Origin of the sequence: Enterococcus sp. E5-37, from assembly GCF_035726925.1 — a bacterium.
GTDB lineage: Bacteria > Bacillota > Bacilli > Lactobacillales > Enterococcaceae > Enterococcus_B > Enterococcus_B faecium.
In genome coordinates this window covers 107,602-128,932 of the sequence record NZ_JAPMLG010000008.1, presented here as the reverse complement: position 1 = coordinate 128,932, position 21,331 = coordinate 107,602, and the positions used below count along the sequence as shown (strand labels likewise).

The 21,331-nt window shown below is 37.5% G+C and carries 20 protein-coding genes and 1 pseudogene; 15 read left to right on the top strand and 6 right to left on the bottom strand.

The genetic code is table 11. The annotated features are described in order from the left end of the window. Positions 1–222: integrase core domain-containing protein (locus tag OS138_RS08555; protein WP_325069999.1), on the top strand; the 222-nt coding region annotated here is incomplete at its 5' end. Positions 223–369: 147 nt separating this feature from the next. Here the strand turns inward: OS138_RS08555 and OS138_RS08550 are convergent. Both OS138_RS08550 and OS138_RS08545 read right to left on the bottom strand, forming a co-directional pair. After that, positions 370–945 (bottom strand): thymidine kinase, encoded by a 576-nt coding sequence (locus OS138_RS08550; RefSeq protein ID WP_002338599.1) that lies wholly within the window; start codon positions 943–945, stop codon positions 370–372. Between the two features lie 196 nt (positions 946–1,141). Further along, positions 1,142–1,627: pseudogene (locus OS138_RS08545) on the bottom strand (IS256-like element ISEfm2 family transposase); the annotation flags it as partial. A gap of 266 nt (positions 1,628–1,893) precedes the next feature. Between OS138_RS08545 and OS138_RS08540 the strand changes: the two are divergent. From OS138_RS08540 to OS138_RS08505, 8 genes are all read left to right on the top strand, one after another. Next, the gene (locus OS138_RS08540) at positions 1,894–2,403 is read left to right on the top strand and encodes a DUF1456 family protein (RefSeq protein WP_002296569.1); all 510 of its coding nucleotides are present in this window, start codon (positions 1,894–1,896) and stop codon (positions 2,401–2,403) included. 99 nt (positions 2,404–2,502) lie between these two features. Further along, the gene (locus OS138_RS08535; RefSeq protein ID WP_002312640.1) at positions 2,503–3,153 is read left to right on the top strand and encodes a hypothetical protein; all 651 of its coding nucleotides are present in this window, start codon (positions 2,503–2,505) and stop codon (positions 3,151–3,153) included. Positions 3,154–3,603: 450 nt separating this feature from the next. Continuing rightward, positions 3,604–4,542, top strand: a complete 939-nt coding sequence (locus tag OS138_RS08530; protein ID WP_002291914.1) for a 2-dehydropantoate 2-reductase — start codon at positions 3,604–3,606, stop codon at positions 4,540–4,542. 12 nt (positions 4,543–4,554) lie between these two features. Continuing rightward, the gene (locus tag OS138_RS08525) at positions 4,555–5,607 is read left to right on the top strand and encodes a PTS sugar transporter subunit IIC (RefSeq protein ID WP_002291912.1); all 1,053 of its coding nucleotides are present in this window, start codon (positions 4,555–4,557) and stop codon (positions 5,605–5,607) included. Positions 5,608–5,872: 265 nt separating this feature from the next. Then, a complete protein-coding gene (locus tag OS138_RS08520; RefSeq protein WP_002330002.1) occupies positions 5,873–6,508 on the top strand; it encodes a DUF998 domain-containing protein in 636 nt (211 codons plus the stop codon). 232 nt (positions 6,509–6,740) lie between these two features. Beyond that, positions 6,741–7,145, top strand: a complete 405-nt coding sequence (locus OS138_RS08515; RefSeq protein WP_002292291.1) for an organic hydroperoxide resistance protein — start codon at positions 6,741–6,743, stop codon at positions 7,143–7,145. Positions 7,146–7,277: 132 nt separating this feature from the next. Beyond that, a complete protein-coding gene (locus OS138_RS08510) occupies positions 7,278–8,321 on the top strand; it encodes a hypothetical protein (RefSeq protein ID WP_002292292.1) in 1,044 nt (347 codons plus the stop codon). A gap of 14 nt (positions 8,322–8,335) precedes the next feature. Further along, entirely contained in the window at positions 8,336–8,899 is a 564-nt protein-coding gene (locus OS138_RS08505; protein ID WP_002330004.1) for a restriction endonuclease subunit S, read from the top strand. Positions 8,900–9,650: 751 nt separating this feature from the next. On the opposite strand, the gene OS138_RS08500 is transcribed toward OS138_RS08505, so the two are convergent. Genes OS138_RS08500 through OS138_RS08490 form a run of 3 tightly spaced genes read right to left on the bottom strand, consistent with a single transcriptional unit; the run spans position 9,651 to position 13,028 of the window. Next, positions 9,651–10,532, bottom strand: coding sequence for an ROK family protein (locus OS138_RS08500; protein ID WP_002328700.1), 882 nt, complete (start codon positions 10,530–10,532; stop codon positions 9,651–9,653). Positions 10,533–10,553: 21 nt separating this feature from the next. Further along, the gene (locus tag OS138_RS08495; RefSeq protein WP_002310605.1) at positions 10,554–11,537 is read right to left on the bottom strand and encodes a LacI family DNA-binding transcriptional regulator; all 984 of its coding nucleotides are present in this window, start codon (positions 11,535–11,537) and stop codon (positions 10,554–10,556) included. 12 nt (positions 11,538–11,549) lie between these two features. Further along, positions 11,550–13,028 carry a sucrose-6-phosphate hydrolase gene (locus OS138_RS08490; protein WP_002338597.1) on the bottom strand — a complete coding sequence of 493 codons (1,479 nt, stop codon included), beginning with the start codon at positions 13,026–13,028 and terminating at the stop codon, positions 11,550–11,552. Between the two features lie 228 nt (positions 13,029–13,256). On the opposite strand from OS138_RS08490, the gene OS138_RS08485 reads away from it, so the two are divergent. Both OS138_RS08485 and OS138_RS08480 read left to right on the top strand, forming a co-directional pair. Beyond that, a complete protein-coding gene (locus OS138_RS08485; protein ID WP_325069997.1) occupies positions 13,257–15,212 on the top strand; it encodes a sucrose-specific PTS transporter subunit IIBC in 1,956 nt (651 codons plus the stop codon). Next, positions 15,202–16,797 (top strand): glycoside hydrolase family 13 protein, encoded by a 1,596-nt coding sequence (locus tag OS138_RS08480; RefSeq protein ID WP_142432009.1) that lies wholly within the window; start codon positions 15,202–15,204, stop codon positions 16,795–16,797. The genes OS138_RS08485 and OS138_RS08480 overlap by 11 nt, the downstream gene beginning before the upstream one ends. Positions 16,798–16,993: 196 nt before the next feature. On the opposite strand, the gene OS138_RS08475 is transcribed toward OS138_RS08480, so the two are convergent. Continuing rightward, entirely contained in the window at positions 16,994–17,329 is a 336-nt protein-coding gene (locus tag OS138_RS08475; protein ID WP_325069996.1) for a PRD domain-containing protein, read from the bottom strand. Between the two features lie 283 nt (positions 17,330–17,612). Here OS138_RS08475 and OS138_RS08470 point away from each other — a divergent pair, with 283 nt between their 5' ends. From OS138_RS08470 to OS138_RS08455, 4 genes are all read left to right on the top strand, one after another. Further along, entirely contained in the window at positions 17,613–19,493 is a 1,881-nt protein-coding gene (locus OS138_RS08470; RefSeq protein WP_325069994.1) for a heavy metal translocating P-type ATPase, read from the top strand. Between the two features lie 78 nt (positions 19,494–19,571). After that, positions 19,572–19,799, top strand: coding sequence for a heavy-metal-associated domain-containing protein (locus tag OS138_RS08465; RefSeq protein ID WP_002300905.1), 228 nt, complete (start codon positions 19,572–19,574; stop codon positions 19,797–19,799). Between the two features lie 4 nt (positions 19,800–19,803). After that, a complete protein-coding gene (locus tag OS138_RS08460) occupies positions 19,804–20,346 on the top strand; it encodes a ferritin-like domain-containing protein (RefSeq protein ID WP_002312676.1) in 543 nt (180 codons plus the stop codon). Positions 20,347–20,572: 226 nt separating this feature from the next. Further along, a complete protein-coding gene (locus OS138_RS08455) occupies positions 20,573–21,283 on the top strand; it encodes a DUF4767 domain-containing protein (RefSeq protein WP_086324413.1) in 711 nt (236 codons plus the stop codon). Positions 21,284–21,331: the final 48 nt, after the last annotated feature.

Below are 21,331 nucleotides of genomic sequence, written 5' to 3'. Positions count from 1 at the left end.
TCAACTTATAAGTCGTTGAAAGTAGAATTTGTCTATCAATACACATTTGAAACCTTACAACAATTGGATTTGGAGTTATTTGACTATGTCAATTGGTGGAACCACCTTCGGTTGTACGGTACACTTGACTACGAGACACCGGTTGGTTACCGTAACCAGAGATTGGCGCAGCGAATCCTTGATAATGAGCTCGGATGTGCTAACGCTAGCGAGGCAGTCTAACTTTAACTGTTAGCTCCTGCCGAAGATCGTCACATCCGAGGAGGCTCATTGTCAAGGACAATCGGAATAGCATACGGAAAGAAGTTCTGCACCTTATAAAATTTGTCAAAAAAACTGTTGCCATTCCATGATTACACGTTTTTTATTTCAATCTTCGTTGTAGTAGTGGTTGCGACATACCGAAAGGTAATCTTCATTACCTCCTACTACAATCTGTTCACCTGAATAAACTGGAATACCATCAACAATACGAGCATTCATTACAGCCTTTTTATTGCAAAAATGGCAAATAGTTTTAATTTCCTCAATTTTATCAGCAAATGTCAATAATACTTCGGATCCCTTGAAGAGATTATTTTGAAAATCATTCTTCAATCCATAGCAAATTACTGGTACTTCCTCATTCATTACGATAAGTGATAGATCAATAATATTCTCTCTACTTAAAAATTGAGACTCATCGACCAAAATACAATCAACTTTTTCGTACTGATCAATAATCTCCACTAATTCTCCGTACACATCCATTTCAGAAGTAATTGCAATAGCTGGTTTCGAAACACCTATACGACTCTCAACTTTTCCAAATCCTGATCGAGTATCTATTGCGCTTGTCATTATGATAACTCTCTTCCCTTGTTCTTCATAATTATGAGCCACTTTCAGTAGCTCAATACTCTTTCCACTATTCATTGTTCCATATCTGTAAAATAATTGTGCCATTAACTTTATTCCCTTCTTTTACAATTCAATTATTCCTTAATTCCATCTGCTTTTATGCAGCTGCTCGTTTATTCCTTGATAAGTCTAGAACATCTACTATCCCTAAAACCAATTTATAAGCCATTAGAGATGGTATTCCTGAACATCTCTCATATTGTTTTTTTGAGTGGTATATCATCTGAAAAACTGAAGGAATCATGAAAATAGCGACATACTTATCATTTAGAGTTCTAACTTTAAATGCATTTACTTCTTCAGTCAGCACTTTAGTCATGTTGGACATGGTTTGGGGCGTGTAGTGATGCCCATACATTTTCTCAATCAAGTCTGCGATTTCCGACATGGTAATACCTTTTCGGAAGAGGTGAATGACGGTCTCCTCTAAGGTATCATTCGTCCGTCTATAAGCAGGAACAGTCTGTTGCTTGAACTCGCCGTTGCGGTCGCGCGGAATCTGGAGATGAAGTTCCCCGTACTCGGTCTTGACCGTACGGTCATAGGAGCCGTTACGAGAATTACCCGTGTTAAAACCAATGCGATCGTACTTTTCGTAATCGAGGAAAGCCGTTAACTCCGTTTTGAGAAGCGTATTGACAGCTTTTTCCAAATGGACACGGAATAATTCATTCAACTCGCCTTTGTTCGCTAGAGTCTTTAGAATTTCTGTAGTAAAATCGTTCATATGGAAGTCCTCTTTTCTGTGAATGTGTTGTGGTAACTCTATTCTACAGAAGGGACTTCCTTTTTTCTATTTACACAAAATTATTGACGCTCCCTCTAGAAGTGGAAATGTATAAAAGATTTATTTTATGAAGTTTTCCTAATATCATTCACTCATGATACGCAGCGCCTTATCATAAGTGATGCGGTTTTTATCATTGATCCTAAAAATCTTAGCAAGACAAAAAGTACGTAAGAAAGTAAAGACTAAATACTTCGGAGGAACAAATGAATAACAATGATAGGTTATTGCGATTGCGTTATGCGATTGATTTGAAAGATACGGATTTGATTAAAGCTTTTGAGCTAGGCGGTGTACCACTGACTAAAGAAGAAGCTCAGGCGGTACTGACCAAAGTACAGGATAAGAACAAAGATAATGCAGAAAATAATGTGTATGAAAAAACCATCAACAACCAAGTTTTTGACGCATTCCTAAATGGCCTGATTCTCTTGGCGCGTGGTCCGCAAAAAGATAAGCCGATAGTAGACACGCCGCAAAAAAGCAAGGAAATCAAATATATCAACAATGTGTTGCTAAAAAAATTAAAAATCGCCTTGTCTATGACCACTGATGATATTTTAGACGTTTTTGCTGAGGCAGAAATCTATCCATCAAAAGGCGAAATCGGGGCATTTTTGAGAAAAGAAGGCCAACGAAATTTTAAGCCTTGCGGAGATAAATATATGCGTAATTTTCTCAAGGGGTTAGGAATTTATAATCGGAGAAAAGTATAAAGAAATTTCATGAGAAATCAAAACAATGGTTGTTTTGATGAGAGCTAGTTTTTGTATGAGATTAAAATATTATCTTAATCGAGGAGCTGGATTGGTTTTATGAATGATGAATATAAGAATGATGAAGATAAGATGCTTTTTGAAGAGATAGAGAATCGATGTAGGCTCAATTTTGAGCTTCGGGGAAAGATGTCTTTAATACAACAAAAAAAGTATTTAGCGAATAAATCAGAGTTTACTCTGGGACATGTTGAAAAATTAATCTCGGATTGGATTAGTAGTAGAAGCGAATTTACAAAAATAAAACAGCCGATTAAATTTGACATGAAAAAACTTTTGTTAAATAAGAGTGAGATAGGTAATAGAGATCAATATATTAGAGCTAAAGGGCAAGAAATAATTGATTCATTAGGTGAAATGAGGTCATACAATTATTTGTATGTAACACATAGAGCTGATGGAATGGTCATTACTGTGGGGAAATCTTCTTCTAATGATATTTTTTTAGATGGAGATCTTTTTTATCAACTCAATATAAATCACTTGTCTGGCACTGAAAATATAATTTTAAGGACGGAATATGGCAATGAAATATTTGCAAAATATGATGAGATTTTAAAAAATTATTTAGACTGGGCTTGGATAATTCCGGTTGAGTCAGGAGATGCTAAGAAACTGGAGAGATTATTGGGCGATGAACTAATTAATAAAAAAGTACCAATTTTAAATTATTATTCCCATAGACAATAAAAGGCTATTTTTCATGATAATACTAGTTATAACTGTAAAAATGGAAGAAAATCTGGGAAAGAAGTTTTTAAATAAGTGTATTGTTCGATTTTAATAAATAATAAGCAATACCATCCGTCTGTGTTGCGCAACATCGTACTACAATGAATATTTTTTCACAAAAAGAAAATCATCCATCGAATGAATGGAAGGTTTTAGTATACACGAGGTTAATGCCCCCTCTTTTATAATCAGAGGAGTGAGATTTTTTCTATGAATGTTTCTATTTTCTTATTGCTAGTTTAGTTTCTCTTACGATGAAATTGGGATTCTATTCCAGTTTTTATTGATTTGCTGATAAAATAACTTGAATGGTGGATATAAACATGATAAATAAGAGAAGAATAACAAAACGAGGTTGTGAAAAGATTCTCAAATGAGTATAATAGAAAGAAAAAGGAGGAAGAATCAATGAAAATAGCAATTGCAGGCGCTGGCGCAATGGGAAGTCGCTTTGGGTTGATGCTTCACCAAAGTGGGAACGAAGTATTATTAATCGATGGCTGGGCAGAACATGTCCAACAAATCAAAGAACATGGATTACAAGCAAATTTTAATGGTAAAGAGGTAGAAGCAAAACTACCAATCGTTCTTCAATCCGAAGTAGAAAAAGAAGATCAAGTTGATCTGATTATTCTATTTACCAAAGCGATGCAGCTGGAAAAAATGCTGCAGGATATCCAATCATTAATCAAAAAAGATACAGAGGTCTTATGTCTATTAAATGGTATCGGGCATGAAGATATTATTGAGAAATTTGTACCAATGGAAAATATCTATATTGGAAATACCATGTGGACGGCAGGTCTTGAAGGTCCTGGTCAGGTCAAATTATTTGGAAGTGGTTCAGTAGAATTACAAAATTTAGGTGATGGAAAAGAAGCAGCTGCAAAAAAATTAGCAGACAAATTGTCTGAATCAGGATTAAATGCTCATTTTTCTGACAATATTCACTATTCTATTTATCGCAAAGCATGTGTGAACGGAACAATGAACGGACTATGCACAATCTTAGACGTTAATATGGCTGAGCTAGGAAAAACATCGACTGCTCATAAAATGGTGGCGACGATTGTCAATGAGTTTGCCAAAGTAGCAGCAGTAGAGAAGATTGAACTAGATGTCCCAGAAGTCATTGCACATTGTGAATCTTGTTTTGACCCGGAAACAATTGGGTTACATTATCCTTCAATGTATCAAGACTTGATTAAGAACCATCGATTAACAGAAATCGATTATATCAATGGCGCAATTTCTAGAAAAGGGAAGAAATATGGTGTTGCGACGCCTTATTGTGATTTCTTGACTGAGCTTGTCCATGCAAAAGAAGATAGTTTGAACGTAAAATAAAGGAGAGATTGAATGGAAACTTCACAAAAAATATCACCGAAAATTTTTCTGAATAAAGTCCTCGCTGGTACAGCAACAGGAATCATTATTGGATTGATTCCTAATGCAGTATTAGGTGCCATTTTAAAATATTTTAGTGCGTATCCCTTTGCGGTAACGATCGCACAGTTAGCAGTTATTTTTCAACTAGCAACACCTTTGATCATTGGTGGTTTGATTGCCTTACAATTTGGATTTGATCCGATGAGAATGATGGTTGTAGCCGGAGCTTCTTTTGTTGGTTCTGGTGTAGTCAAATTCACACCTGATTTGGGTGAAACGGGTGTTTACGTTGGTGCTGGTACAGGCGATATTATTAATACGATGCTGACAGCATCGATTGCTGTCGGGCTGATTTTACTGATTGGAAATAGTTTTGGGTCAGTGTCGATTGTGTTAACACCGATTGTTGTAGGTGTAGGTGCAGGTTTACTTGGTTTTTATTTATTCCCTTTTGTAACAGCAATTACTTCTGCAATTGGATCATTGATTAATAACTTCACTACCTTACAACCGCTGTTAATGTCTATCTTGATTGGTTGTTCCTTTGCCTTTTTGATTATCTCTCCTATTTCAACAGTAGCAATCGGAATGGCAATCCAACTAGATGGTGTTTCTGCTGGTGCGGCTGCGATGGGCGTAGCTGCAACCACTTTTGTTTTAGTAGTGAACTCTTGGAAGGTTAATAAGTCAGGTGTGACAATTGCGATTGCTTTAGGCGCTATGAAGATGATGATGCCTAATCTATTTAGAAAACCTGTGATTCTTATTCCTTGTTTAGTTAGTGCAGTGATTACAGCTATTCCTGTCGCTCTATTTTCTATTTCAGGTACGCCTGCTTCTGCTGGTTTCGGCGTGGTCGGACTTGTTGGTCCGTTGGCTTCTTTAGATGCAGGGCTAAATGGCTTTCTTGTTGTTCTTTGTTGGTTAGTCATCCCTGTTTTTGCGGCACTAATTACTCAATTTTTATGCGAGAAAGTATTTAAACTGTATGATCGAGAAGAAGTCTTCAAATTTTTAGGCTAGTAGATTTTACTAAGAAATTTTCAATCAATGGATGCGTAAGTGAGATGTCAACAACATCTGACTTACGTTTTTTTGCCTTTTTGAGTAGGAGATTGATGCTGACAACTGAACTCTTCAGTGCCATTCGATTTTTTAAAATGTAGAAGAAACTCACCTTTATGTTATTGATTGTTCAAAAGGCAACTAGAATAAAAATATGTGTTAAAATGAGAAAAAATTTGATTGTTGGATGTATCGAATAATCACTAAAAAGTAGGGGAAGAAAATGATTTTTTTGCAAAAATATGGTTTTTATTTTTTATTATTAGGTGTGATTAGTGATTTATCGACACCGTATATCCTTGGCCTTTTTTATCCCAAACTGAATCAAATGACTACCGTAATTAGTGTGTTTGGTGACGTAGATAGTCCAGTCAGACGTGCTTTCTTGGTCTGGTCAGTTGTATCTGGACTTTTTTTTGTTCTTTCGTTGCCTGCGTTGTATCACCTATTTGTTGGAACATCAAAAACACTTGCAATACTTGTTGTTGCAACAGTTGGTTTATATGGGATAGGTGATTGTATTTTTACTGGCTTATTCAGTATCAATACGAATGAAAGCTCTTGGAATCTATCGACTTGGATCCATAATATAGGTTCTGGGCTAGGCTATGCAGGCTTTCTACTTTTCCCATTGTTACTTGTTCTGCTTTATCGTCAAAGTGGTCAAGGTACGCTTAGCCATTTTTATCTTGTTTTAACAGTTATTAGTTTACTAATTGCAGGTCTTTACGGATTAGCACGGATTCCGTCGATTAGTCAGTTTGCCTTCTTTAAGCAATTGGGCTTCTTTCAACGATTAAGTTTTTTCTTTAACTATTTGCCGATGATTTGTTTAAGTTTTTTTCAACTACGAAAGTAGAAAAAGCAGTGTGAAGCTGATTAAGTGGTTCTATGATATTTGGTGTTGTTACTCAAGGCGAGTAAGGACACCAAATATCATAGAACCCTTCTTTTTTTGTATAGATAAACTGCTTCTATCACTGATCATCGATGTTGTCTAACTGATGTCGCCGAATGCAAGCATTACCTTTGTCAGATTAAAAAATACTCGTTACACTTAATATAGAACGACGAAAGAAAGGATGATCTCAATGAAAAAAATGTACGAAACAGCAATGATCAATCGTGGAGGCCGTGATGGCGAAGTTGAGGCACCAAACGGAAGTATGCACATGAAGATCGACCGCCCAGGAATCCATAGTGAAGGGACAAATCCGGAACAACTTTTTGCGGCTGGATACGCATCTTGCTTCAACGGCGCGGTTCAACACATGCTGGAAGAAAATAATCTTGAGTCTGATTCTGAAGTCAAAGCACGGGTATCTTTATTTCAATTAGAAGATGGGGGCTACCAAATCGGGGTCGTTTTAGAAGTTTCTTTGCCAGGACTTGAGAAGGACCAAGCAGAGAAAATCGCAGAAGAAGCCCACGCATTTTGCCCATACTCTAAAGCAACAAGAGGCAATATTGATGTGGAAGTGACTATAGTAGAATAAGGGATTCTTAATGTTACTATAAATGAGATTATGAAAGATCCTATAAAGAAACGCTAGTAAAAGAAACATGTAGTTACGGTAATTAATAGCGGTATATGGACGATTGATCGAATAGAACAAGGAGGCAAAAAAATGACACAGCGGGTAGCAATAATGATTTTAGTGTTGCTGGTCATTGGCCTCCTTGTTTACTATGTCCTAAAGTTTAAGCATTGGAAGCAGCAACGGATACATCAGGATATTGAAAAAAAGTTAAAACGGTATCCTATTGTTCAAGCAGCTTGGGAAAAGGCTGAAGCAAAACAATATAACATTCCTGGATTAACAGAAACAAGAATGGTGGTGCCGGAAACCGGCGAAAATGAGGTTTGTCAATGGATGACGCCGCAAGGGTTGGCTTTTTCTCAAGATTTTGTGTTTATTTCTGCCTACTGCTATGACCATCAGCATCATTCTATTATTCATGTACTGGATAGAGAAACAGGACAGCCAATCAAACTGCTGATTTTACCTAAACGGCCACATGTAGGGGGCTTAGTATATGATACAAAACGGGAACTTTTATGGTTGACAATCACAGGATCTGCTACTGGACGAGTAGCCGCTTTACGTTTGATCGATATATTAGCAGATACATCTGAAGAGACGGGACAGCCAATCGCTTATTGGCTGACAACTGATCTCTCAGAGATTCCACAAGCATCGTATTTGACTCAAAACAATGATCAACTGGTATCTGGCAACTTCACACTAAAAGGTGAAGGACAGTTGACTTTCTATCTATTGCCGACGATAGCTGAAATGAAAACAGCAATTCGCCGCAAAGACAAAATCCAACCAACCGTGACAATGAGCAGAAAAACATCTGATAAGATTCAAGGTGTGGCTTTTTATGGCCATTATCTCTTAGCCAGTCGTTCTTATGGTCCTTATACCTCGGAACTCTTAGTGTCCGAGCGGGACTCTCCTAGCCGGATCCTAAAACGAATCAAATTTCCACCGTATTTGGAACAAATCGTTGTTGTAGAAGATCGTCTAGCAGTATTGTTTGAAAGTGGCGCCGCAGCGTATCGCGAGAAAGCCAATCCTGTGTTAGCCAATGTTTTATTACTAGACTTAGCAACGTTGCTTCATGCAAATAAGCGTCCCAAAAAGATTGCTGCAACTAAAAAATAGTCGGACAACTCAAGATGATCACTGTTGTTCATAAAGAACGACAAGAAAAATCATCTAGCGATGTTCAACTATGGGTTTATTTAGGAAGTATTTCTACTAAGATTCAATATGGCTATACAGATTCGGCGAAAAAAAAAGGCAATGTTAAGTTTTTAAGAATCACAGATATACAAGAGGGACGTGTAAATTGGTCCAGTGTGCCTTACTGTGATATTAGTAATTCTAAACTAGTTGATTTAAGATTGGAAGAAAATGACATTTTGATAGCAAGGACAGGAGGAACTATGGGAAAAAGTTTCTTGGTTAAGGAAATAAGTGAGGAATCTGTTTTTGCTTCTTACTTGATTCGAATTAGGTTAGTTGAGAAATTATTATCAGAATACGTAGACTGCTTCTTAGACTCGCCATTATATTGGAAGTTATTAGAAAAAATTTCTTACGGAACTGGGCAACCAAATGTAAATGGTACAAATTTATCTAAACTACTTATACCATTACCACCTTTAGAAGAACAACAACGCATGACTACTAAAATAGAAATGATAAGAAGATCTATTCGTAGAATCAATTTTGAGTAAATATAACGGACCTAGCATCCACTTTATACCAGATGATGCTAGGTCTATTATTTATATTTTATGGAATTTAATTGATTTGTTCTAGTGTTTTAATATTATTACGACAGTAAAAAAATAGTTTGATTCTTCTAACATGAATGACCATCTAGAAGTGGAAATGTATAAAAGATTTATTTTATGAAGTTTTCCTAATATCATTCACTCATGATACGCAGCTCCGTATCATAAGTGATGATATTTTTGTAATGTGTTCGGGCATGCTCTCTACTTACTAGTAGGTCAAGTGATTGATCATTAAATAGTAGAAATAGCATGTCCAAGGAGACATTCCACAAAATCATTAACATACATTAAATAAATTGAGCTGTTGCATAATAGACATAAGGAAATGTTCTTTTCTATATTTAGAAAAGCTGTCAAGGCGAAGTTTAAATATCACAAAACTTAATTGGAAAAGATAATCAACTGGAACTTGCTAGCGTTGCAAGTTGAATAAAAAAACAACCAAGATTAGATTGTAGGAACTTGTAGAAGATCATAATTTGAAGTTAACAAAAGAATTCCACGACACCTCTACTCTGTTAAGTACAGGAAACAGAGAGTTAAGGGCAAGAAAAATAGGCGAGGATATCGGGTTGAAAGGCCGATTGTAGAACATAAGTTAATAGTAAATAAAAAGACGAAGAAATCGCGTCAAGTGGATTCTTCGTCTTTTTATTGATGAGATTGTTGTGACAACGTGCTTATTTTATTAGAAGATATCTTTTTCTGATTTTTCTAATGCTAAAGCTAAACACCCAATGATTCCAGCATCATCTCCTAATTTTGGAGGTAATACATAGTTTTCGAATGCTGGGTAGTCTACATAGTGATTCATCAAATCAACCAAAGCTTCTTGGACTCGTTCTCTCAGATGTGCTTGTTTCATTACGCCTCCGCCAAAGATGATGACATCAGGTGAAAATAGAAGAGTTGTGTTATAGACACATTGAGCGATGTAATAAGCTTCTAATTCCCAAGAAGGATCAGCGACAGACAACTCTTGACCTTTCATGCCTGTTCTTTGTTCGATTGCAGGTCCAGAAGCCATTCCTTCCAGGCAATCGCTATGATAAGGACAAACACCTTTAAATGTATCCACAGGGTGTCGGCGCACAAGCATATGTCCCATTTCAGGGTGGCTGAAACCTTCTACAAAAGTGCCATTTTGCAAGGCACCGCCACCAATACCTGTTCCAATCGTGTAGTAAACAATAGTGGAACGCCCTTTTCCATTCCCCGCGACATATTCTCCGTAAGCAGCTGCATTGACATCGGTGGTAAAGACAATCGGTAGTTCTTTTAAATTTTTATTTAAATAACCGATAAAATCAAAATTCTGCCAAGCTTTTTTTGGCGTAGAGGTGATATATCCGTATGTTGCTGAATTGGGATGAATATCAATCGGTCCAAAAGAACCTATTCCAATCGCTGCCAGTTGTTCTTGGTGTTTTTTGAAGAAATCAATAACGTTATTCATCGTTTCTATCGGCGTGGTTGTAGGGATTTGTATTCTTTCAATTACTTCTAAATCTTTCGTACCTACTGCGCAGACAAATTTTGTTCCGCCAGCTTCAATTGCTCCATATAACATAAAATATTTGCTCCTTTGCAGTTAAGTCGTTTTACCTTGAATCAGCTTTACTGGTAAAACGTAATGTGATTCCAGTGGTTTTTCAGCATCTTGGATTCTTTGCAGTAGCAAGTCTACAAGGATGTCGGCAATATCCGTTATTGGTTGAGCGATAGTAGACAGATGCGGAAAATAATTCTGGATAAATTTTGTTCCGTCATATCCAATGATTTTCAATTGCTCAGGGATGCGGATATCGAGCTCTTGACACAGATTGTATGCCAATACAGCTGTAAGATCATCTGTGCAAAAAATACTGTCAATCTCTTCATTTTGCAAAATCCGTTTGATTTCTAAATTTTTTAAAGCAGTGGAACGAGCAGTTGAATGGAATTGAAAAATCTGTGGTTCTAGCTGCTGCTCATCCATAAATTTCAAATAGCCGTTCATTCGGTCATTTGTGGGGGAGTTGGATTCTTGCGAGCCCGTCAAAATAGCGATTTTACGAGCTCCTTTTAGATAGAGATTTTCTGTCGCGAGATAACCGCCTCGGAAATTATCACTGCTGACGATTGGTGTTCCGTCTGCCAGATAGCGGTCAAAAGAGACGATTGGCAACTCAATATTTTCGTACTCCTGTATCCCGAGATTATGAGCGCCGGCGATGATGCCGTCCACTTTATTTGCTGCTAACATGTTGAGATAATTTCGTTCTTTTTCTTTATTATTAGCACTGTCACATAAGATCGAACGATAGCCTAAATCAAATAATTTACTTTCCAACTGTTCGACTAATTCGCCAAAAAACGGATTGGCGACTGTTGGGAAAATCAAGCCGATCAATTGGGTGTTTTTTCCTTGAAGTGAACGGGCTAACGAATTCGGCTGATAATTGAGTTCTTTCATTGCTTGATTCACTTTATCGATTGTTTTTTGACTTAAAGAACCATAATTATTTATCACTCTTGAGACAGTAGTAGGAGAGACTCCTGCTTTTTTTGCCACATCTGTCAATTTAACAGCCATTTTCTTCATCCTTTATTTGTTCATATTCCGCAGATGCCATAATTTCCCTTTAAATTCCCTGTCACTTTTTATATACAAGCCCGTTTGATCATCTGTCGGAAAGACACGGGCAGTCGCTGTTTGCTGTCCATCATTTACAAACACCTCTACAACGGAACGATCAACAAATATTTGTAATTTCAGCGGTTTCTTTTCAATTGAGAATTCACGTACAGTTCCAAAATTTTCAGCGAAAGATTTGCCGGCATGGCTGCGATCCATACTCATTTTACCATGTATCATATCAAAGGATAGTGTTAAACCGTGTTTTTGTTGTTCATCTGCAAACAATAAAATAGTACCTTTCTGTGAGTAATCGAATTCTAACTGGAGTTCATATTGATTTATTTCCGCGTCAATAGTGGTTTCCAAACCGCTAAAGTGATAAGGTTTTCCTTTTCGCAACTGCGCTGTTTCTTTTACCGGTCGTTGATAGAGCTGCTCTTTTTCAATAGTAAGTTCTTTTACGATGCTCAAGCAGTGTGCCCATCCTTCTTCGTCAGTTGGATAGCTGATTTCAGGCAACCCAATCCAACTGATTGCCAAGGTTCGTCCATTTTCATCACTGAAACAATGCGTCGCGTAAATGTCAAATCCTTCATCTATATTTTTTATGTGAGTAGGGTCGGAAAGCTCATTTTTTTCAAAATCAAATGTTTGACCGATCACGTAAGTATTCGGGTAAATATTACTGTATGAGTGGATCTCGTGAGATAAACCTTGTGGGCAGAAGACCAGTAGTGCTTTGCCGTTCACAAATAATAGATTTGGACACTCGATCATAAAACCCATTTCTTCCTCTGTAAAACCCAAAGTTCCTAAAAACTGCCAATTTTGAAGATCTTTACTGTAATAAGTTAAGATTCTTCCTTGTTTTTGTTCAGTTTGTGCTCCGACAATGAGCAAGTAACCGTCATCATAAGCAATCAGCTGAGGATCACGGATTTCTTGTGTATATCCCGGAGGTGGGGAGCTGATCAAAGGAGTCGGTATCTTAGTGATATTACCATTTTTGTCCATCCATGCCCCTAACTGAAAGGAATGACGTCCCCAATTCGAATCACGCACATTTCCGGTATATGCAAGGAACAGTTGATTATCAATCGGCAAAGCTGAACCTGAGTACACACCGTGACTGTCAAATGAATTATCCGGAATCAGTTTGAGGCCATCGTTTTTCCAATCTATCAGATTAACTGAGGAGAGATGGTACCAAGATTTCAGACCATGAACAGACCCCATCGGATATGCTTGATAAAATAGCTGCCATTTCCCGTCGAAATAGGAAAAACCATTCGGATCGTTCAATAAACCAGTAACTGGTTGTATATGGTAGCCTAAGCGCCAATGGGAAGAATTGATTTTTTTCTCTAAGGAATGCAAATGTTCTTCAGACCATTCTTTATATGGACGATAACGATCCGTTCGTGACCAATTTTCTTTAAGTTTCATGACAAACTCCTTGTAAACGTATTCTTGGAATTATAATATATTTTTTCTGGTAAAATGTCAAACGAATATCAAAATTAAATGGCTTATAAAAGCTGTTTTTTTATATATAAAAAATTATTTTATTTAAAGTTTGATAATCGATTGATAATTGTTTTAAATCATGGCATATTGTGCTTAAGAAAAATTTATAGTTACTGCTTCAATAATTTTGGATTAGGAGGAAATGAAATGGATTACAAAAAAGTAGCTGAAGAAATCAGCAAAGCGCTTGGAGAAGACAATGTACAAGCAGCTGCGCATTGTGCAACACGTTTACGGCTTGTCTTAAAAGATTCAGACAAAGTAGACCAGAAGGCTCTGGATGATAATGAAAGTGTGAAAGGAACTTTTGAAGCAAATGATCAATTTCAGATCATTATCGGAGCAGGTGATGTGAATAACGTATATGATGAATTCGTTAAGATCACCGGCGTAAAGGAAGCTTCAACCGACGATTTGAAAGCGGTAGCATCGAATAAGAAGAATAATCCTGTCATGGCCTTTATCAAGGTGTTGTCAGATATCTTCGTTCCGATTGTCCCTGCATTGGTTGCGGGTGGACTGTTGATGGCTCTGAATAATGTTTTGACGGCACAGGATTTGTTTGGTCCTCAGTCAGTGGTTGAGTTGTATCCATCAGTGAAAGATTTTGCTGGCATCATTAATTTACTTGCTTCAGCGCCGTTTGCTTTTTTACCGATTTTGGTAGGTTTTTCAGCAACTCGACGTTTTGGAGGCAATCCGTATCTTGGAGCAGCAATGGGGATGGCGATGGTCATGCCGGATTTAGTGAATGGATACAGTGTGACGAATGCTATTGCAGAAGGATCGATGCCTTATTGGAATATTTTTGGAATGAATGTGGCACAAGCCGGTTATCAAGGATCTGTTCTTCCAGTCCTTGCAGTTTCTTGGATTTTAGCTACTTTAGAAAAATTCTTCCATAAACGGTTGGCTAATGCTTTCGACTACACATTTACTCCAATGCTAGCTATTATTATTACTGGTTTTTTAACTTTTACAGTAGTAGGGCCGGTGATGCGTACTGTCGGAGACGGCTTAGCTGATGGATTAAGCTGGTTATACAGTACTACTGGAGCTTTCGGCTTAGGTGTCTTTGGTCTCTTCTATTCGCCGATAGTCATTACCGGATTACATCAAAGCTTTCCAGCAATCGAGACTACTTTACTAGCAGATGTTGCCAGAACGGGTGGCTCTTTTATCTTTCCAGTTGCCTCAATGGCAAATGTAGCGCAAGGAGCGGCTGCTTTGGCGATTATGCTGCTGACAAAAAATAAAAAGCAAAAGAGTCTAGCTACCACTGCAGGTGTTTCCGCTATGTTGGGGATTACTGAGCCAGCGATATTCGGTGTGAATTTGAAACTGAAATTTCCGTTTATTTGTGGAATGATTGCTGCAGGAATTGCTTCATTCTTTATCGGCTTGTTCCACGTATTAGCAGTTGCGATGGGACCGGCAAGCGTCATTGGCTTTATTTCCATTGCACCTCGTTCGATTCCTTCATTCATGATCGGAATTGTTATCAGTATAGTGATCGGTTTTTTAAGCACTTACTTCTATGGAAAAAAACATATGGAACTGCTAGCAGATGGTGAATCAAAAGGAACAGAAGCAGCTGAGTCAATCAGTTCAGCTCCTAAAACGACTAGGAAACCGCAAGATGAAGTTTTAGCTTCATCAGTCAGCGGGAAGATTCTCCCTTTAACGAAGGTAAAAGATCCAGTTTTTTCCACTGAAATGATGGGAAGAGGTATAGCAGTCAAACCAGATGACGGGGTAGTCCATGCTCCAGCAGATGGTATATTGACAGTTGTCCACGAATCTAAACATGCATATGGCTTGAAAACAGAGAAAGGAGCGGAAGTACTGATCCATATCGGTATCGATACAGTGAATCTAAAAGGGGCCGGATTCACGACACAGCGACAATATGGTGAATTAGTGAAAAAAGGGGATATTCTCGGTACATTTGATCGTAAATTGCTTAAAGAAGAAGGATACGACGATACAATTATGGAAATTGTCACTAATTCCTCTGCATATGCTAATGTAAAAATTCTTGAAAAAAACACGGTCAAAAGTGGTGAAGATATTCTGATAGTGAGTGAAACAGATGAAAAATAAATGGTGGAAAAGTGCAGTAATCTATCAAATCTATCCTCGAAGTTTTCAAGATACAAATGGAGATGGCATTGGAGATATTCCTGGTATTCTTTCAAGGTTAGATTATCTAGAAAAACTGGGAATCAATGCGATATGGTTAAGCCCGGTTTATGAATCACCTAATGATGATAATGGCTATGATATCAGTGACTACAGAAAAATAGGCGCAGAATATGGAACGATGGCAGATATGGATTTACTGATAAAAGAAGCACGACAAAGGGGAATAAGAGTCATCATGGATCTTGTTATCAATCATACGTCAGACAGACATCCATGGTTTCAATCGGCAAAAAAAAGTGTTACCAGTCCCTATCACGACTATTATGTTTGGCGTAAAGAACCGAATGGATTAGAGTCGAACTTTGGCGGTTCAGCATGGACCTATGTGCCCGAAGTGAATCAATATTATCTGCACTTGCATTCGAAAAAGCAGCCGGATTTGAATTGGCAAAATCCAAAGATGAGACAAGCAATCTATGACATGATGAATTTTTGGCTTGAGAAAGGGATTGGCGGATTTCGATTAGATGTCATTGATCTGATTGGAAAACAGCCGGAACAATCTATTACTAAAAATGGTCCTCTTTTACATGATTTATTGCAAGAAATGTACCAAAAAACATTTGGTCATTATGATGTAGTGACAGTGGGAGAGACTTGGGGGGCAACGCCCAAGATTGCGCAGCTGTATTCAAAAGAAGAACGCAAAGAATTATCAATGGTCTTTCAATTCGAGCATATTAATCTAGACAAACAGAATGGCAAGCGAAAATGGGATCTAAAGGATTTAGATCCACAGGAATTACATCGGACTTTTTCTAAATGGCAGATTGAATTAGGTGGTTGTGGTTGGAATTCTTTATTTTGGAATAATCATGATCTCCCACGAATCATTTCTCGCTGGGGGGACGATCAAGAATATCGAACAATCAGTGGAAAAATGCTAGCGATATACCTCCATTTTATGCAAGGTACTCCTTATATCTATCAAGGAGAAGAGATCGGCATGATCAATTATCCAGTAAAGAGTATTGATGAGGTAGATGATATTGAAAGCCAAAGAATGTATGCAGAACGTATAAAAAAAGGCTATTCGAAGGAAGAGTTGATCCAATCAATCAACTCGAAGGGGCGAGATAATGCTCGCCATCCGATGCAATGGAACAATCACAAAAATGGTGGCTTTACGGAAGGCACTCCTTGGTTGCCAGTGGGGAATACAGAAGAGATCAATGTAGAAGCAGCATTAGCTGCTCAAAATTCCTTGTTTTATACGTATCAAAAACTGATCGAATTGCGCAAAGAATTACCTGTGATTGTCTATGGAAAATATCAAGTCATTGAGACAGAGGAACCGAATGTTTTAGCATATCTACGCAGTTTAAAAAACCAAAAAATACTAGTTGTAGTTAATTTTTCTGATCAAAAGACTACTTTTCCAATCGGTAAGTATCGTGTCAAACAAGTCTTGATCCAAAATTACAAAAAGAAAATTACTAACAATTTACTCCCATATGAAGCTTTTAGCGCGCTGATCTATTAAGTGTTTTTTTCTATAGATGAATCTTTGTTATGAGGTAGATAGTTCAATGAAACAGTTATTCGATTTGTTTATAGAAAACAATTTAGCCAGCAAAAAGGGAGACAAACTTTAATTGTCTCCCTTTAATTGTTAAGGTGAAATATTATCACTCTTAAACAATAAGTTTAAAAAATACTCGTTTACATAAACCGAAGGATTATTTAGATGCAATAATATCATAGATAAAGAAACATTCATCATAAGAAACAGTGATCCCAAATTCTGTTTCAATATTTTTGAAGGCCTTTTTTACATGAAAAATTGGTTCATGAGAGGGCCTTGTGTCATCTTCTGATATAATTTTAAGTTCATGACCGTTTATCAATGTACGCTCAATTAGACACGCTGTATGAATCAAAAGTTTTAAAAGAATGGAATAAGTGAATTTTTTGTGGAAAGTATATTCCAATTCTTGGATAAAATCCATTAAGCTTTTTTGGATCTTATTCCCAGCTAATAAGTAGAGGTATTTGTCCACTGCTTCAATTCCCATATCAAAAACGATATTTCTTGTGAATGAGTGGCTGCTGCTCTTTTTTGATTGTTGTTCTTCGGTCGTAAGATGGCAAAGCATCTTATCTTTGAATAGAAAAATAGAACTACCTAAGGAAGCGTTTCGGCGCTTCCTTTTTCTATATGATCGTTTAATGACTGTAGGAATTCAGTATACCAAAAAAAACCGCCTTTTTGACTAAACTTGATAGTGGTCAATTTTTTATGATGGATAAGTCTCTATACTTAGTCTCGTAAGAATGAAAAGGAAAAGAGGGAGAAAGATGAAATTACAAAAGTGGATCCAAGAGCATCGAAATCATATCACCGCCTTATCAGCTGTGTTGATTATTTTTGGTTTTATCGGGAAATTTACTGGATTTGTCTTGTTCTATAACATTGCTCTAGCTATAGCTTCTATTATTGCGGTCATACCTATTATAATCCATGCGTATCAGGCAGTAAAAGTCAAAGTTATCTCAATTGATTTACTCGTTACTATTGCTGTGCTTGGTGCCTTTATGATCGGAGAATACAAGGAGTCAGCTATCGTTACATTCTTGTTTTTGTTTGGTAGTTATCTGGAACAAAAAACATTGACCAAAACGCGGGAATCAATCAAGGCTTTGACCGAGATGGCCCCATCGACTGCCAGCGTTGTCCAAGAAGATGGAACGACCGAAGAAGTGGAAATCGATGACGTGGAAGAAGGCGATATCGTCTTAGTAAAAACTGGTGGAGCTATTCCTGTGGACGGACGAGTCATTGACGGGAAAGGGTATGCGGATGAAGCCGCAGTGACGGGTGAATCACGACAAGTCGTCAAAATCAGTGGAGATAACGTATTTTCTGGAACGATTTTAGCAGATGGCTACGTGACGATCGAAGCAACTAAGGTCGGAGATGATACGACCTTTGCCAAAATTATCGAATTAGTCGAAGAAGCACAAGATACCAAATCACATGCGGAAAAATTCATTGATCAATTTTCTCAGTATTATACTCCAACTGTTTTACTTATTGCGTTGCTTGTTGGTCTGATCAGTCGTGATTTTCGTTTAGCCATCACTGTTTTGGTTCTTGGTTGTCCTGGCGCTTTAGTCATTGGTGCGCCTGTTTCGAATGTAGCAGGAATCGGTAATGGAGCGAAACGGGGCATCTTAGTCAAAGGCGGTGAAGCAATGGATACTTTTTCCAAAATCGATACTTTTGTCTTTGATAAAACCGGTACATTGACCAAAGGAACTACTGCTGTATCCACTATCAAGAACTATACAGAGGATGAAGGGGACAGCTTAGCTTTAGTGGCTCGATTAGAAACGTTATCCGATCATCCTCTGGGGCGCGCCGTGATCCATTATGCTCAGGAGAAAGACATTGATTTTCAACAATTAGCAGTCAAAGATAATCAGACGATCAAGGGACAAGGAATCACAGCTGAGATTGATGGTCATACAGTTTGTGCGGGCAACACCAAATTGATTGCCGCTCACAAACTTTCTCTCACACCAAAGCAAGTACAAGATTTACATCAATTACAACAAAGAGGCAGCTCAGTCATTATTGTAGCAATCGACAAAAAAATCACTCAAATCATTGGTGTGTCAGATGTGATTCGACCAGAAGTCGCTGAACAATTAGCTATGTTGAAACAAGCAGGAGCAAAACATTTAGTGATGCTGACAGGTGATAATCAGATGACTGCTGATTATGTAGCTGATATGTTAGGCATTGATGAAGTCCATGCTGAATTATTACCAGACGAAAAGGTTCAATTTGTGAAAAAATACCAAGAACAAGGATTGCGCGTTGCTTTCATTGGAGATGGAATCAATGATTCTCCCTCTTTGGCTGCGGCTGATATCGGGATTGCTATGGGATCAGGAACGGATGTTGCTATCGAAACGAGTGACGTTGTCTTGATGCAATCTAGTTTTGGATCGTTGGTTCATGCCTACCGCTTGGCTAAGAAAACTGTTTTAAATACCCGTGAAAATGTAGTGATTGCCATTGGTGTCGTCTTATTTTTACTCATCGGCTTATTTGCCGGGTTTATTTACATGGCTAGTGGGATGTTCGTTCACGAAGCTAGTATCTTGATCGTTATCTTTAACGCGATGCGTTTATTGTATTTTGGACACGAAAGCAAAGAAGAAAAATCGTAAAACTTGATAAGAATCAATTTTTTTATGGAAGCTGTAATCTAGAATAAGACTATCAAGAAAAAGGAAGGAAGAACTACGATGAAAAAAATGATTATGCAATTAGATACACTAGCTTGTCCAAGCTGTATGCAAAAAATCGAACATGCGGTTTCTCAACAGCCTGGGGTAAGCAATACGAAAGTTTTGTTTAATGCGAGCAAAATCAAAGCAAACTTTGATCCAGATGAAGTCCACCCTGAACAATTAGCTGCAGTTGTGGAAAAATTAGGTTATGAAGTCCAATCAACAAAAGTAAAAGAGGCGTAAATCAATGAATATAGTGGAAGAAAAATTTGCTCAAGAAACAAAACAAGCAGATATCGACCATCATAAACCAACTGCTGGCGCCATGGTGGGGCATGTATTAGCAAATTTTAAATTAGAAGAAATGAAATTGATCCAAGCACAATTGTATGTTTTGGGTACATCTTCGCAAGAATTAAGTACCCTTTTTTCAGAATATGCTGATCAAGAAGCGAGATGGTTCAATAAAATCTCTCATGAGTTAGTGATTGAAAATGAAATCGTTCCGTCTACTTTAGAAGAAGTCATGCGTTATGGAAAAATTTACGAACATGGTCAAAACAAATATTTACCAGCCTCAACAATGTTGGAAAACTTTGCAAAAGATTTTGATTTCCAAAATGTCTTTATCACACGGGCAATCAAATTAGCTGAAAAAGAAGAAAAATATGGCTTGCAACAATTGCTTGTTGAACTTTTAAGTTTCAATAAAGAAATCATCTACCAAGTACAAAGACTCCAAGGAAAAACTGTCCGACAAGATTTGGATGAGGAAGACGATGATGACTAAAAGTCTATGTTTCTTCAAATACAAATATAAAGCGTGAGGTAAATTGGAAAATCACGAAGATTAAAATAAAAGAAGCACCCGCTGATGTTGTCTGTAAGACATCAGCGGGTGCTTCTCAGTTTTTAGAAGATTTGAAAGATTGATGAGAAAATACGAAAAAACAATAAAATCACATTGCTTATTTGATAGAATAAAGAAGTGGGAGTAATCGAAAGGAGTTTTTTAATTGAAAAAAAGGATTTTAGTAACAATTGGTCTAGCTTTTTTGTTAGCTGGTTGTACCAACGGGAATGAATCGAAAAAAGAATCAACAAAAGAAACAGCGAAAGCAACAATTGCAACTACTACAACAACTAGCACAGAGAGCAAGCCAACTGCAGCAAGTACAGAAACAGCAGATACCTCTACTTCGTCAGAGTCTTCCAAAACGACTGAAACAACTCAAACATCTACTTCAAGTTCTTCTGTAGAGGCTTCATCTTCAGAAAGCAGCGAACAAGTCGAACAAACACTGTGGAATGCAGACAAATCCGCACAATTAGAGGCATTTATGGCTACATGGGGCCAAACAATGGGACAACAATACAAAAGCTATACGAATCAAATGAGTGTGGACTTATATGGTCTTAAAGTCCCTCAAGTTATTTTGAACGGGGAGTGGAAGATGGCTATTGGTGGAGTGCCTGTTTCTGCAGAATGGTCAGAAAGTGGGACAGGTCAAGCAGACTATCAAATCACAGCCGTCTATTCCGATGCAGAGACAGAACCATATCTGAAAAAGCACGTCTATCTATTCGGGTTTCAGCAAAATCAGCCAAAAGTATTGGTGACACAACAAAATCAGGGGAATCCCGATAATTATCTTTATTTTAACGAGACAGCGAATAATGAATTGAAAAATGGCTTTAATCAAATCGTTTATGGACAAGCAAATTAGTGAGATAAACAAGGGGTTGTGACATGTCTTTTATCACAACCCCTTGCT